8 protein-coding genes are annotated in these 15,145 nt (G+C 68.5%); 5 read left to right on the plus strand and 3 right to left on the minus strand.

The features are described 5' to 3' along the window. Positions 1-128 precede the first annotated feature (128 nt). On the plus strand, positions 129-917 hold the full coding sequence (locus OG985_RS38675; RefSeq protein ID WP_371673032.1) for a DeoR/GlpR family DNA-binding transcription regulator: 789 nt from the start codon (positions 129-131) through the stop codon (positions 915-917). 77 nt (positions 918-994) lie between these two features. Here OG985_RS38675 and OG985_RS38680 read toward each other — a convergent pair whose 3' ends face one another. From OG985_RS38680 to OG985_RS38690, 3 genes are read right to left on the minus strand one after another with little or no spacing between them, the layout of a single operon-like run. After that, positions 995-1,849: a carbohydrate ABC transporter permease gene (locus OG985_RS38680; RefSeq protein ID WP_371673033.1), complete on the minus strand. Its 855-nt coding sequence runs from the start codon at positions 1,847-1,849 to the stop codon at positions 995-997. Beyond that, the gene (locus OG985_RS38685) at positions 1,849-2,787 is read right to left on the minus strand and encodes a carbohydrate ABC transporter permease (RefSeq protein ID WP_371673034.1); all 939 of its coding nucleotides are present in this window, start codon (positions 2,785-2,787) and stop codon (positions 1,849-1,851) included. The genes OG985_RS38680 and OG985_RS38685 overlap by 1 nt, the downstream gene beginning before the upstream one ends. A gap of 26 nt (positions 2,788-2,813) precedes the next feature. Continuing rightward, complete coding sequence (locus OG985_RS38690; RefSeq protein WP_371673035.1) at positions 2,814-4,079, minus strand: extracellular solute-binding protein; 1,266 nt, start codon at positions 4,077-4,079, stop codon at positions 2,814-2,816. Positions 4,080-4,438: 359 nt separating this feature from the next. Here OG985_RS38690 and OG985_RS38695 point away from each other — a divergent pair, with 359 nt between their 5' ends. The 4 genes from OG985_RS38695 to OG985_RS38710 all read left to right on the plus strand — a co-directional run bounded on the left by OG985_RS38695 (position 4,439) and on the right by OG985_RS38710 (position 15,136). Continuing rightward, positions 4,439-7,465, plus strand: a complete 3,027-nt coding sequence (locus OG985_RS38695; RefSeq protein ID WP_371673036.1) for a TIM-barrel domain-containing protein — start codon at positions 4,439-4,441, stop codon at positions 7,463-7,465. A 155-nt stretch (positions 7,466-7,620) separates the two neighbouring features. Beyond that, positions 7,621-9,489, plus strand: a complete 1,869-nt coding sequence (locus tag OG985_RS38700) for a glycoside hydrolase domain-containing protein (protein WP_371673037.1) — start codon at positions 7,621-7,623, stop codon at positions 9,487-9,489. A 44-nt stretch (positions 9,490-9,533) separates the two neighbouring features. Then, positions 9,534-13,130, plus strand: coding sequence for a beta-galactosidase (locus OG985_RS38705; protein ID WP_371673038.1), 3,597 nt, complete (start codon positions 9,534-9,536; stop codon positions 13,128-13,130). Then, complete coding sequence (locus OG985_RS38710; protein WP_371673039.1) at positions 13,130-15,136, plus strand: TIM-barrel domain-containing protein; 2,007 nt, start codon at positions 13,130-13,132, stop codon at positions 15,134-15,136. Before OG985_RS38705 ends, OG985_RS38710 begins: the two co-directional genes overlap by 1 nt. The last annotated feature ends 9 nt before the right edge of the window (positions 15,137-15,145 follow it).

The raw sequence follows: 15,145 nt of genomic DNA on the forward strand, positions 1-15,145 counted from the left end.
CCTGTACGCCGTTGCGCGAAATTGCTTGTTTCTTCATAATAAAATGCATAATGGGACGCCACTTCACAGAGAACCTGGCACACCGACTCGTGGTTTCATGAGCGCGGACGACAACGAGGGGGCGGCCGATGGCGGCACCGCAGGTCCGGTGGAGTGCGCTGCTGGAGATGCTGGCGCGCGAAGGACGGATCGAGGTGGAGGCCGCCGCGGCCGAGCTGGGGGTCTCCGCCGCCACCATCCGGCGCGACCTCGACGAGCTCGCACGCCAGCAGATGGTCACCCGCACGCACGGCGGCGCCATGGTCAACGCGATCGCCTACGACCTGCCCCTGCGGTACAAGGCCGCCCGCAACGCCCCGGAGAAGGAGCGCATCGCCCACGCCGCGGCGAGCCTGGTCAAGGCCGGAGCCGTGGTGGGCCTCAACGGCGGCACCACCACGACCGAGGTGGCCCGGGCCCTGGCCACCCGGGCCGACCTGGGATCGGGCGGCAGCGAGATCACGCTGACGATCGTCACCAACGCGCTGAACATCGCCAACGAGCTGGTCGTACGACGTCATGTGAAGCTCGTCCTGACCGGAGGCGTGGCCCGCCCGGCCTCGTACGAACTGATCGGGCCGCTCGCCACCGAACTGCTCTCGCAGATCACCCTCGACCATGTCTTCATCGGCGTGGACGCCATCGACGTGACCCGCGGGGCGACCGCCCACCACGAGGGTGAGGCCAGCATCAACCGGGCTCTGGCGCGGCGCGCCCAGCAGGTCGTCGTCGTGGCCGACAGCTCCAAACTCGCCAGGCGCGCCTTCGCCCGGATCTGCCCGGTGGAGGACATCCAGGTGCTGGTGACGGACAAGAACGCGCCCGCCGCACTCACCGACCCGTTCGCCGCGGCCGGAGTGGAGATCATCCGGGCCTAGGTCCTGTCGACACCTTCCCGTCCGCCTCGCGGGCGACGACGGGAACGTGACGACAGGACCTGGTGGAGGCACGGCGTTCAGCCCTTGACCCCGCCGGCGGTCAGGCCGCTGACCAGGTGGCGCTCCACCAGGACGAACAGGATCACCACCGGCACGATGGCGATCAGCGAGGTGGCGAAGAGGTACTGCCATCGCTCCTGGTACGCCGTGACGAAGCCGGGGATGGCCTTGGTCAGCGTCGTCCGGTCGGACGAGGAGGTGATGGTGAGCGCCACCACGTACTCGTTCCACGCCCCGATGAAGGTGTAGACCAGCGCGGTCACCACGCCGGGCAGCGCCAGCGGCAGGGTGACCCGGAACAGCGCGCCCAGCCGGCCGGCGCCGTCCATGTACGCCGCCTCCTCCAGTTCCTTGGGGATGCTCGTGAAGTAGGCGTTGAGGATCCAGATGCAGAACGGCAGGTTGAAGGCGGCGTTGACGAGGATCAGCGCCTCGCCCGTGTCGGTCAGGTCGAGGCTGACCATCTCCCGGTAGATGCCGACCAGCAGCGCGGTCGGCGCGAACATCTGGGTGACCAGAACCAGCAGCAGGAAGCCGCCACGGCCCCGGAACCGGTGGCGGGCCGTGTAGTAGGCGGCGGGCAGCCCGACGGCCAACGCCAGCAGCGTCGACATCCCGGCGACGTACAGCGAGAACCCCAGGGCACCGGAGACCGGTGGGTCCTTCAGCGACCAGACGTCGGCGAAGTTCGACCACTCCCACCGCGACGGCAGGTACGACGGCGGCGACTTCATCAGCTCCGCCGTCGGCTTCAGCGCCGTCAACAGCATCTGCAGATAGGGCGCGAGGAACACCAGCGCCACGGTCCAGCCCACCGCGGTCAGCAGTACGACGCGCAGCCCCGGCAACCGCCGGGCAGTTGAGGCCGCCATCAGCGGACCTCCTCTCGCCAGCGGACGACCCGCAGATACACCAGAACCAGCAGGAGGATGAGCGCGAAGTTCACGACGGCCATGGCGGCCGACTCACCGACGGCCTGGTTGTCGAAGGCGAGTTTGTACATGAACGTGGTCGTCGTGTCGGTGGAGAAGCCGGGTCCGCCACGGGTCATCGCCCAGATGACGGGGAAGGAGTTGAAGACGTTGATGACGTTGATGATCGCGCCGACCAGCAACGCGGGACGCAGCAGCGGCAGGGTCATCGCGACGTAGCAGCGCAGCGGGCCCGCTCCGTCCATGCGGGCGGCCTCGTACACCTCCGTCGGGATGGTCTGGAGTCCGGCGAGCACGACGAACGTGGTGAACGGCACCGAGACGAAGACGGCCACGGCCATCATCGCCGCGAACGCCTGGGCCGGATGGGCCAGCCAGTTCACCGGCGCGTCCAGCAACCCCACGTCCATGAGCACGCGGTTGACCACGCCGTAGAAGTTGTTGAGCATCCAGCGCCAGATCAGGGCCGTCATCAACACAGAGGCGGCCCAGGGCACGATCAGCGCCCAGCGCACCAGCCGCCGCCCCGGGAAGCGGGAATTGAGCAGTTGCGCGAGGCCCAGCGAGACCACGACCGTGACGGCGACCACGCCGACGACCCACACGAGCGTGCGCAGCAGCACACCCGGCAGATCCGCCTCGGCGAACAGGTCGGTGTAGTTGCGGCCGCCCGCGAAACCGAGGCTCAGCCCGGTCGAGCTGACGTCGGTCAGTGACGTACGGATCATCTCGACGACGGGCCACACGACCACGGCCAGGATCAGCACGAGCGCCGGACCGAGCCACAGCAGCGGCTCCAGCGCGCGCAGCACCCGGCGCGGGCGCGACGGACGCCGCGGTACCGCGGGGGTGCGGTCCCGGGTTCTGGCGGCGGGCACGGTGACTTCCTGCACGGCCACCCCGGTCAGCCGTTCTTCTCTGCGGTCTTCTGGATCTCGGCCAGCACCTTCTCGGGATCGCCGCTCGAGACCGCCGTGCCGATCCGCTGCTTGACGGCACCGTCGACCGCCACCCAGCGCGGGTTGTCGGTGGGCGCGAACTCGGCGTTGTCCAGCGCGTCGACGAAGGGCTTGTAGTAGGCGGCGTCCGAACTCAGGGCCTCACCTGCCGACTTGGTGACCGACAGGAACCCCTCGGTGGAGAGGAACTTGGAGGCGTTGTCCTTCTGGTACACGAAGTCGAGGAACTTGTTGACGGAGGTGCGGTTCTTGCCGCCGTCCTTCTTGAAGGCCACCAGGTAGTCCTGCACGCCCAGCGTGTGGTGCGTGCCGCCGTCCTCGCTCGGCAGCGCCGCGACGCCGTAGTCCAGCTTCTTGGCGACGGGGTCGATGAAGCCCTTGCGCATGAAGACGGCGCCGTTGATCATCCCGATCTTTCCCTGGGCGAACTGGTTGAAGACGTCCTTGCGGTTGGTCGTCTCGGGGTTCGGCTGGGTCAGACCCGCCCTGGTCAGCTTCCGCAGGTAGTCCAGCGTCCTGATGTTGGCGGGCTGGTCGATGGCCCAGTTCCCGGAGCCGTCCACCCAGCCGCCGCCGTTGTTCATCGCCCAGATGGAGAACTCCGCCTGGGCCTCCTCCGGGCCGAGCGGCAGGCCCAGCGGGATGTACTTCGCTCCGCCGCCACCGACCTTCTTGATCTTCTTGGCGTCGGCCTCCACCTCGGCCCAGCTCGACGGCGGCTGGGAGATCCCGGCCTTGGCGAAGATGTCCTTGTTGTAGAAGAACAGCCGCGCGCTGGAGATGAACGGCAGGCCGTACTGGACGTCCTTGTACTTCGCGTTGTCGGCGAAGACCGGCAGGAAGTCTCCGAGGACCTGCGGGGAGACGGCCTCCCGCGCGCTGTACACCAGGCCGTCCCGCGCGAAGTCGGAGAACTTGTTGTAGTTGAGGACGTCGGGCTGCTGTTTGGTCTGGATGTATGTCTTGACCTTGGAGTCCATCTGCTCCCAGTCGACGACCTCCAGGTTCACCTTGTAGCCGGGGTTCCTGGCCTCGAAGTCCTTGATCAGGTCTTCCCAGTAGGGCTGGGTGCCGTCGTCGTACTTCGCCGCCACGAACCTGATCGTCTTTCCGCTGGAGTCGTCGCCGCCGGCCGAACCCCCTTTGCCGCAGCCGGCGAGGACCAGGGTCAGGGTCAGAGCTGCGCAGATGCCGACAGGGTTCCGTCTCACGGGGTACCACCTTCTGTTCGTGCCACCAGCTGTCCGTGCGAGTGAATGTTCATTTGTGCTCGAAACCTGCTCTTTTCAAGCACGAAAAACCATGATGCTCAACGGATCGTGGTGGCTGTCAAGAGGTGGCCGCGTGACGAGTCGGTTACATGGGCGGACATTTCCTGACGAGAGCCCCATGGTGTCCGCACCAACAACTCGAAGGGTCCCGGCGGACGCTGATCCTGAGTCAGGAATGAGCGAAGCATGTTGACAGGTGTCGTTTGGCGCTGGAATATGAGCGCAATCAAGCAAAATATTGCATGAGATTTCATGTAGACGTCACGGCCCTGCCCGGTCCTGTCCGCAGGAGGACCCGAGTGCGCTCACATCCGTCCAGACGCGCCGCACTACTTGCCGCAGCTCTGACTCTGACGCTCCTCTCACCCGTCACCGAACTCACCACGTCACCCGCCCTGGCGGACACGGCCGCCACCCCCGCGACGGCCGCCACGCCGAGAGTGACCCGAACCGCCGACGCGGTCACCGTGTCCGTACCGGCCACCCGGTCCGCGCCCGGCTACCGCGTCGAGGTGGCCACCGACGAACTGGCCCTCGACACCGAACGCACCGGCACCACCCTGCTCGCCACCGCCGGCGGTGACACCGGAGCCCTGAGGTTCCGCTCCGCCGGCGCCTGGCAGCACGCCACCCAGGTCACCGACTGGTCCTGGAAGAGCGGTGTCCTCACGCTCACCGCCGACACGACGCTCGACGGCGCCACCGTCACAGCCCGCCTCACCCCCGAAGCGGACCGCTACCAGCTGGACTGGGACGTCGAGGGCGGCAGCCCCGACCGACTCGGCCTCGCCTACGACCTGTCGTCGGCCGGCCACTGGTACGGCCACGGCGAGGCGGAGACCCCGCAGGGCGGTCCCGGCACCGACCAGCCCTGGCCGCTCGACGCCGGTGAGGTCGACCACGAGACCTTCGGCCCGGCGTCGTACCACATGATCGATCCGTTCTGGTACACCTCGAAGTCGACGGGGCTGCGCGTCGACACCGGGAACGTCCTGGACGTGGCGCTCAACAAGGGCAAGGACGGTCTCGGCAGCTTCGTCGTCGAGTCGCCCGACACCTACAAGGCCACCGTGTTCGTCGAGTCGACCCCGCTGGAGGTCTACCGCGACTACATCGGCATCGTCGGCAAGCCCACCAAGTCCGACGCCCCGTACGAGCAGTACGCCAAGCCGTTGTGGAACTCCTGGGCGCAGTTCTACACCAAGGTCGACCAGGAGAAGCTGCTCGACTACGCCACCGACCTCCACGACAACGGCCTGGACGGGCACACCATCCAGCTCGACGACAAGTGGGAGTCGAACTACGGCAATCTGACCTGGGATCCCAAGACCTTCCCCGATCCCAAGGGACTCTCCAAGAAGATCCACGACATGGGGTTCGACTTCGGCGTCTGGGTCACCCTGTGGATCAACCTGGACTCCGCCAACTACCAGTACGCGGTCGACCACGGCTATCTGCTCATGGACGCCGAGGACAAGACCAAGCCGTGCGACGTGACCTGGTGGAACGGCGAGGCGGGGATCATCGACCTGGCCAACCCCGAGGCCAAGGCCTGGTACGAGGGCAACCTCAAGTCCCTGATGGACACGTACGACATCGACGGGCTGAAGTTCGACACCCGCTTCTTCGACGAGAGGTGCGCGCCGCGCGAGGGCTCGCAGGTCACGGACTACCAGAAGCTCGGAACGCAGCTCGCCGACGAGTTCGACCTCCAGGGTGCCGGTATCCGGGTGCACTGGAACAAGACGGCCCACGAGGCCGGCTTCGTCACCCGCCAGGTCGACAAGGGCACCGGCTGGGACTCCCTGCGCGCCTCCGCCTCCCAGAACCTGGCCATCTCCACCATCGGCTATCCGTTCGTCGAGTCCGACATGATCGGCGGCTCCGGCGGCCAGCCCGCGCCGTCGAAGAACGTGCTCGTGCGGTGGGCGCAGTCCGCCTCGCTGATGCCGCTGATGTACGCCTCGACCTCTCCCGTGGACACCAACGACACCACCACCGGGCAGAAGGTGGACTACGACCAGGAGACGGTCGACCTCTACCGGCAGGCGATCAGGACGCACGAGAAGCTCGCCCCGTACATCTGGGACCAGGTGCAGAGCACCCTGAAGACCGGCGATCCGATCATGCGGCCGCTGTTCTTCGACTTCCCGAAGGACAAGCCGAGTTACACGGTCGCCGACGAGTGGATGCTCGGCCCGGCCGTGCTCGCCGCGCCGAAGCTGAGCACCGGCGCCACCCGCTCCGTCCATCTGCCGCCGGGCACCTGGTACGACGTGAACCAGGGCACGGTCATCCGCGGCCCGAAGACCCTCAAGGGGTACGCGGCACCGCTCGGCGTCACCCCGGCCTTCGTCAACCTCAAGGCCAAGGGCGCGGACAAGGCCATCAAGGCGCTCAAGCGTGACGACGCTCCGGCCGCCGCCGTCCTGATCACTCCGGACGCCCCGGCCACCGACGCCGGCAAGCCGTTCCAGGTGACCACCGACGTGACCAACTGGAGCACCGGGACCATCAAGAGCGTCAAGGCGGCCCTTGACCTGCCCGACGGCTGGAGCGCCAAGTCGGCCGGTCCGACCACCGCGAGTTCCCTCAAGAACGGCGCCACCCTCACCACCACCTGGACGGTGACCCCGGCCGAGGACGCCCGTTGGGGCAGCCATGACCTCACCGGCACCGCCACCTACACCGGGTCCAAGGGCTCGACGAAGGTGTCCGACACCGTGCAGGCGCAGGTGAAGGCCGCGCCGGGCAGTGTGCAGGCGCCGTACCTGACGACCGACACCACCTCCGAAGACCCTCAATACGCCCAGGCCGGTGACCAGTTCGCCATCTGGGCGGGCGGCCAGGACCTGTCCGGCTGGAAGGACGAGAAGGGCGTCATCTACCGCGACGACGCGGCCGGCGAGAAGTCGACCGTGCAGGCCCGGTTGGTCTCCCAGAACAGCGCCTCACCGGTCGGCAAGGCGGGCGTCGCCCTCGCCAACGACCTGACCGCACCCGAGAAGGGCGGTTACGCGGTGCTGGTCATGACCCAGAGCTACGGCCTGGAGTTCATGACCGACAGCGACGGCGACGGGAAGCTCGACACCTGGGCGGGCGGCAATGCCACCTATCACCCGGCGTACCTCAAGCTGACCAGGGACGGCGCCACCTACACGGCGTACGCCAGCAAGGACGGCCAGACCTGGTCGCAGGTCGGCACCGCCCAGGTGCCGTCGGCCGCCGGCACCGAGGACGCCGGGATGGTCGCCAGCGCGGCCAACGTCAACTACCCCGGCGAGAACATCGAAGCCGTCTTCAGCGGATTCACCGTCACCTCCTGACACGCCGGTATCACCAGCCCCCCGGTTTCCCGGCAGGCCTCCCCTCCCCCTGGGGGCCTGCCGGGACCATCCCCGCGCCCCGGCATGCCTCCCTCCCCTGGAGGTTCCGCCCGGGACCACTCCCCGCACCTCCGTGAGAGAGGGAACCCAGCCCCATGGCACGTACGTCCTCACTCGCCGCCGGCTTCGTCGCCGGCGTCGTCGTGGCCGCGAGCACCACCGCGATCGCCGTCACCGGTACGGCGACCTCCAGCACCGGCCTCAGTTCCAAGGCCACCACCACCTGGCTGACCGTCAAGGTCGCCGACGCCATGGGCACCAGGGACACCATCACCTGGGTCCCCACCGGCTCCTTCGCCGGCTCCGCGGAAGAACGGGTCCCGCGCTACCCGATGACCCCCATCCAGGGCAAGGACACCAAGGAGCTGAAGCTCTCCGCCGTCCGCAACGAGCAGGTCTCGGCGCAGCTGGCGATCGCCTCCGGCAAGAACCTGGACGACGTCAGCGCCGTGGTCGGCGACCTCACCGGGCCCGGTGGCGCGAAGCTGTCCGGTGCCGGCACCCAGGTCCGGTTCGTCAAGTACGTACCCGTGCAGCGTTCCAAGAGCGAGGTCGACTGGTCCGCCACCATCGACCAGGTCAGCTCCGGCAAGGAGGTGTCCGGCGACCGCAACCCCGATGTGGTCGGCGACCCGCTGGAGGAGGGGGCCTCGGTGGACGTACCCGCGTACGCCGCGCAGCCGCTGTGGTTCACCTTCCACATCCCCAAGGCGGCCAAGCCCGGCACCTACACCGGCACGGTGAAGGTCAAAGCCGACGGCCGCACCCAGAGCACGTACCCGCTGACCATCGAGGTCGCCGACGCGAGCGTGCCCGACCCGAAGGACTACCGCTTCTTCCTCGACGTGTGGGCGCAGCCGGAGACGATCGCCAAGAACCACGGCGTCAAGCTCTGGTCCGACGAGCACTGGAAGCTGATCGACACGTACGACCGCGACCTGGCCTCGCACGGCCAGAAGGTCATCAACACCACCATCGTCGACAACCCGTGGCACCACCAGTGGTCGCTCGGCACCCGGGAGTCGCAGACCGCCACGCCGTACACCAGCATGGTGGGCTGGACCTGGAACGGAAAGACGTTCTCCTTCGACTTCAGCCGCTGGGACAAGTACGTCCAGGCCGCCAGACGCGCCGGTCTCGGGCCCGACATCGGCGCTTTCTCCATGCTGGCCTTCCAGGACCAGGAGCACCTCACCTACACCGACACCAGCACCGGCAAGACCATCTACGAGAACGTCGATCTGGGCGGCGACCGCTGGCGTCAGGCGTGGGGAGCGTTCCTTCCGGCCTTCGAGAAGCACCTGAAGGCGAAGGGCTGGCTGAACAACACCTGGCTGTCCTTCGACGAGCGGCCCATCGACACCATGACGGTCGTCAAGAACTTCGTCCACGAGGTCGCGCCGGCCTTCGACGACCGCATCTCCGTGGCAGGTTCGATCAACACCGAAGGCGTCGCGTCCAACCTGTCCGTCGACTGGGGCGGCATCGACGCGATGACGAAGGAGAAGGTGGAGGAACGGCGCAAGGCCGGCCAGATCACGACCTTCTACGTGTACGGCTCGCCCGCCCACCCCAACACGCTGTCCTACTCGCCCGCCGTCGAGTCGCGGATGCTGCCCTGGATCTCCGCCCAGCGGAATCTGGACGGTTTCCTGCGCTGGTCGTACAACAGCTGGACCAGTGATCCCTTCAAGCAGCCGGTGCACATCTTCACGCAGGGCGACGAGTACCTGGTCTATCCGGGCACGGACGGCCCGATGTCCAGCATCCGCTGGGAGCAGCTGAAGGAGGGCGTCGAGGACTACGAACTCATCGCCCAGCTGCGGAAGAAGGACGGCGGCGCCGACAGCGGCGCCCTGACCGACGCTCTCACCACCGCGACCCGGAACCTCGACGGCCGGACGAAGGACGTCAACGACATCGAGACCGCGCGTGCGGCAGTCGTGAAGGGGCTGACGTCATGAAAGGCAGGTGGAGATCACTGCTGCTTGCCGGAGCGCTGACTGCCATGTCCCTGACCGGCGCGGGTGTCGTGACACCGGCCCAGGCGGAGCAGCAGACCCCGGCGCGGCACACCGTCACCTACGACCAGTACTCCGTGCGGGTCGACGGCAAGCCCCTGTACATCTGGGGCGCCGAGCTCCACTACTTCCGACTGCCCAGCCCCGACGCGTGGCGCGACGTCCTGCAGAAGATCAAGGCGGGCGGGTTCAACGCGGTCTCGCTCTACTTCGACTGGGGCTACCACACGGCCAAGCCGGGCTCGTACGACTTCACCGGCATCCGCGACGTGGAGCGGCTGCTCGACGAGGCCGAGCGCGCCGGCCTGTATGTGATCGGCCGCCCGGGCCCGTACATCAACGCGGAGGTCTCCGGCGGCGGCATGCCCGCCTGGCGGTCGACCCAGGCCGGTGTGAACCGCACCTCCGAGCCGGAGTACATGAAGGCGGCCCGGGAGTGGATGAGCCGGATCAACCCGATCATCGCGCGTCACCAACTCACCCGTGGCACCGGTTCGGTGATCCTGTACCAGATCGAGAACGAGTACCAGGGCGGTCGCCACGACGCCGACTACATGCAGACCCTCATCGACTGGGCGAAGGAGGACGGCATCGATGTGCCCACCTTCGTCAACGACGGCGGCGCCAACCAGAACTGGGTCAGCGGCAAGGGCGCCCCGGACATCTACGGCTTCGACGCCTACCCGCAGGGCTTCGACTGCAAGGACCCCGACACCTGGAAGAACCTCCCCGACTATTCGTACGTCAACGAGTGGAAGCCCGAGTCCCCGCTGATCATCCCGGAGGCACAGGGCGGCGCCTTCGACCCCTGGGGCGGCACCGGATACCAGGACTGCGCGAAGCTCACCGGCACCGACTTCACCCGGGTGTTCAGCAAGATGAACATCGCCGCCGGAGTGAGCGGCCAGTCCTTCTACATGACGTACGGCGGCACCAACTGGGGCTGGCTCGCCGACCCCAACGCGGTCTACACGTCGTACGACTACGGGGCCCCGATCAACGAGTCCCGCCAACTGACGGACAAGTACCAGGAGTTCAAGCGCCTCGGGTACATGGTCAACTCCGTCACCTCGCTGGCGCGCACCGACAAGGCCGAGGCCCCCACCCCGACCGACGACGCCCTGCGCATCGACCGTCGCGTCAACCCCGACGACGGCACCCAGTTCTTCACCGTGCGGCACGCCGACACCCGCGTGAAGGACAGGGACGAGACCACCCTGTCGCTGAAGGGCGCGGACGGCGACTACCGGCGCGTACCCCAGCAGGGAACGATCACGGTCGACGGCCGGGACGCCAAACTCCTCGTCGCGGGCTACGACCTGGGCGAGAAGCAGCGGCTCGTCTACTCCACCTCGGAGATCATGACGCACGCCCGGATCGGCGACCGGGACGTGGCGCTGCTGTACGGGCGTGCGGGCGAGGCCGGCGAGACCGTGCTGCGGTACGCCGAGCGCCCCGAGGTCAAGGTCTTCGACGGCGATGTCACCACCACCTGGGACGCCGAACGCGGCGACCTGCGCCTGAACTACACCCACAAGGGCCTGGCCCGCGTACGGGTGAACGGCATGGAACTGCTGATCGCCGACACCGCGGAGACCGCCCACTGGTGGCGCCAGGACACCGCCGCGGGCCCGGTCCTCGTACGAGGACCGTCCCTGGTCCGTACGGCCGAACAGGCGGACGGCACCCTGAAACTGACCGGTGACTCCACCAAGGCCGCGAAGATCGAGGTCATCGCGGACGCCAAGAAGGTGACCTGGAACGGCCGCGAGGTCGCCGTCACCCGGGCGCCGCTCCCGGTCCAACTGCCCAAGCTGACGACGTGGAAGTACAAGGAGGAGGCCCCGGAGTCCGCTCCCGGCTTCGACGACTCCACCTGGACCACCGCCGACCACCTCACCGCCAACAACGCGGCGCTGGCCGGGTCGCTGCCGGTCCTCGCGATGGACGAGTACGGCTTCCACCACGGCAACGTCTGGTACCGCGGCCGGTTCAGGACCACCGGTGCCGCGACCGCGCTCGCACTCGACGCCAAAACCGGTAACACCGGCCAGTACGCGGTCTGGCTCAACGGCCGCTACCTCGGCAGCTCCGGCGACGGTGCGCACACCTTGGACATCCCGGCGGGCACGCTGAAGGCCGGTGGCGACAACGTCCTCTCCGTCCTCGTGGAGAACGCGGGCCACAACGAGGAATGGGGCCACGACTACTCCAAGGAGCCACGCGGTCTGCTCAGTGCCGAGGTGATCGGCGGGGCCTCCACCCTCACCTGGAAGATCCAGGGCAACCGGGGCGGCGAGGACCCGGTGGACACCGCACGGGGCCCTTACAACAACGGCGGGCTGTACGGGGAGCGGGCCGGCTGGTCGCTGCCGGGCTTCCCCGACGGCGGCTGGAAGAGCACCACCCTCTCCGGGCAGGCAGCCAAGACCGAGCCCGGCGTGCGCTGGTACCGCACCTCCGCCCGGCTCGACCTGCCGCAGGGCCAGGACAACGCGCTCGCGCTGGATCTCGCCGAACCCGCGGGCGGCAGCACCGGCTATCGCGCCGAGATCTTCGTCAACGGCTGGCTGATCGGCCGCTACCTGCCGGACACCGGACCACAGACACGGTTCGTCATTCCCAAGGGCCTCCTGCGTGAGCAGGGCAGCAACACCATCGCCCTGGCCGTGTGGTCCACCAAGGCCGGCGCGGGCCCGGGCTCGGCCAAGCTCGTCGACCTCGGCGCCTCGGCGGGCGGGATCAGGGTCGGTACGGTGGCCGCGCCCTCGTACGACGCCAAGACCTACGCCCTGCCGGCCGCGGGCGCCCGGGTCACCGTCGACGCCGAGCCGTTCCTGGCCACCGGCACCGCGACCAAGGTCCCCGTCACCCTCAGCGTGCCGAAGGACGCGCCGACCGCCCGGAACGTCGCCCTGGCGCTGAAGGTCCCGGACGGCTGGACCGCGACCACCGACGACACCACCCGTTTCGGCCAGGTCCGTCCCGGCGACACCGTGACCGCGGACTACACCGTCACCCCGCCGGGTGACCCGGTCCACTACGCCGTCCTGTCCGCGACCGCCAAGCTCACCCAGCCCGGTCGTCCGGGCACCGTCACCGGTGTACGCGCCGTACAGGTGCCACCGGCCGCGCTGTCCGCCGACGCCTATGTGAGCGACCTGACCCTGGTCAAGGCGGTCAACGGCTGGGGGCCGGTGGAGAAGGACTCCTCCAACGGGGAGGACGCGGCGGGTGACGGTCGTCCCCTGAGTATCGGCGGCACCACGTACACCAAGGGCCTCGGCGTGCACGCGAACAGCCAGGTCCGGGTCTATCTCGGCGGTGGCTGCACCCGCTTCACCGCGACCGCCGGGGTGGACGACGAGGTCGGCGACGGCGGCAGTGTCACCTTCCAGGTGATCGCCGACGGCCGCTCGCTCACCACAACCCCGGTCGTGCGCGGCTCCGACGGCGGCACCGACATCGACGTGGAAGTGACCGAGGCCCGTTGGCTGGACCTGCTCGTCGACGGTGCCGGCGATGTCTCCTCGGATCACGCCGACTGGGCCGACGCCAAGCTGACCTGCGGCGGCGGTGCCTGATGCCCGGTCTGAGACGAACCGTCCGTGGCGGCTCGGCGGCGCTGGTGCTGGCCGCCCCGCTGCTCGGCACGGCGCCGGCCGCCGCCGACTCCGGGGGGCCGGTCACCGTCACGACACCCGCCTACGAACTGCGCGTCGCCACGGACCGGTTGACCGTCACCACGGTGCGGGCGGGCCGGACCGTGCTGGCCACCGCGCCCGCGGCGTTCCGGTTCCGGATCGGCTCCGACTGGCACATCGTCGGGGAGGTCACCGGCAGCACCCGTGACGGCAACACCCTGCGCGTCACCGCCGCCACCGACCTGCCGGGCGTCACCGTCGATCTGCGGATCACCCTGCGCTCCGACCGGTACGACATGAACTGGTCCCTGTCGGGCGGACAGGCCGACGCGCTCAGCACGGCGTACGACCTGAGCAGCGCCGGGCACTGGTACGGGCACGGCGAGAACAGCGACCAGACGGTCCAGCCGTGGCCGCTGGACTCCGGGCAGGTGGTGGACACCGGGTTCGGTCCGGCGTCGTACCAGGTGGTGTCCCCCTTCTGGTACACCTCCAGCGCCACCGGACTGTGGGCGGACACGAACGACCCGATGGACGTGCGGATCAACTCCGGCGGCAACGGGCTCGGCGAGTTCACCGTCACCGGTGAACGCCCCTCCGCCTCCACGGTGTTCGTCGAGGACACCCCCGCCGAGGTGTACCGGGACCACATCGCGCTGGTCGGCAAACCCGAACGCTCCGACACCCCCTACGAGCAGTACGCCACCCCGCTCTGGAACTCCTGGGCGCAGCTCTACGGCGAACAGACCCAGGCGAACGTCCTCGCCTGGGCCCGTGCGCTGGCCGCCGCCGGGCTCGGCGGGCACGCGGTGCAGATCGAGGAGAGCGTGATCGCCTCCGACTTCGGCGAACGCTTCCCCGATCTGCCCGCCCTGTCCAGGCAGCTCGGCCGCCTCGGCTTCGACCTCGGCATGTGGACGGGCCTGTACATGCCCGAGACCGCCGCCAACTTCTCCGAAGCCGTCGACAACGGGTATCTGCTGAAGGACCCGTCCGACCCGTCCAAGCCGTGCCTGTTCACCTGGTGGAACGGCCGCCAGACCGGGCTGGTCGACCTGGCGAACCCGGCAGCCCGGCAGTGGTACACCGACGATCTCAAGGCTCAGACGGGCGAGTTGGGGGTGGCCGGCTTCAAGTTCGACACCGCCTTCTTCGACGACCGGTGCGCCCCTTATCCGGGGGCCACCCGCGCCGACTACGTGAAGTACGGCACCGAACTGGCCGACGAGTTCGACCAGCAGGGGGCGGGGTTGCGGGTCGCGTGGAACGCCGCGCAGGCCAAGGGCTTCGCCACCCGCACGGCCGACAAACCGACCACCTTCGCGGGGCTGCGTGCCGCGGTCTCGGCCAACCTGGCGGTCTCCACGATCGGTTACCCGTTCGTGGAGACCGACATGATCGGCGGCTCGCTCGGCTACCCGCCACCCACCAAGCAGGTCCTGGCCCGCTGGGCACAGGCGGCGTCCCTGATGCCGCTGATGTACGCCTCTACCTCACCCACCGGCGTACGGGACGCGACGACCGGCGAGTGGGTCGGTTACGACCGCGAGACGGTCGACCTCTACCGGCAGGCGATCAAGACGCACGAGAAGCTCGCTCCCTACATCTGGGACCAGGTGCAGAGCATCCTGAAGACCGGCGATCCGATCATGCGGCCGCTGTTCTTCGACTTCCCGAAGGACGAGGCCAGTTACACGGTCGCCGACGAGTGGATGCTCGGCCCGGCCGTGCTGGCCGCGCCGAAACTCGACGAAGGCACCACCCGGGACGTCTTCCTGCCCACCGGAACGTGGCGTGACGTCATCAACCGCAAGGTCGTCCGCGGCCCCGTGACGCTCAAGGCGTACGCGGCGCCGCTCGGAGTGACGCCGGCGTTCGTGAACCTCAAGGCCGAGGGCGCCACCAAGGCGTACGAGGCGCTCGCGCGCACCGGCGCGGAACAGTAAGGGGCGTCA

It is taken from the genome of Streptomyces sp. NBC_00289 (genome assembly GCF_041435115.1).
Classification (GTDB): domain Bacteria; phylum Actinomycetota; class Actinomycetes; order Streptomycetales; family Streptomycetaceae; genus Streptomyces.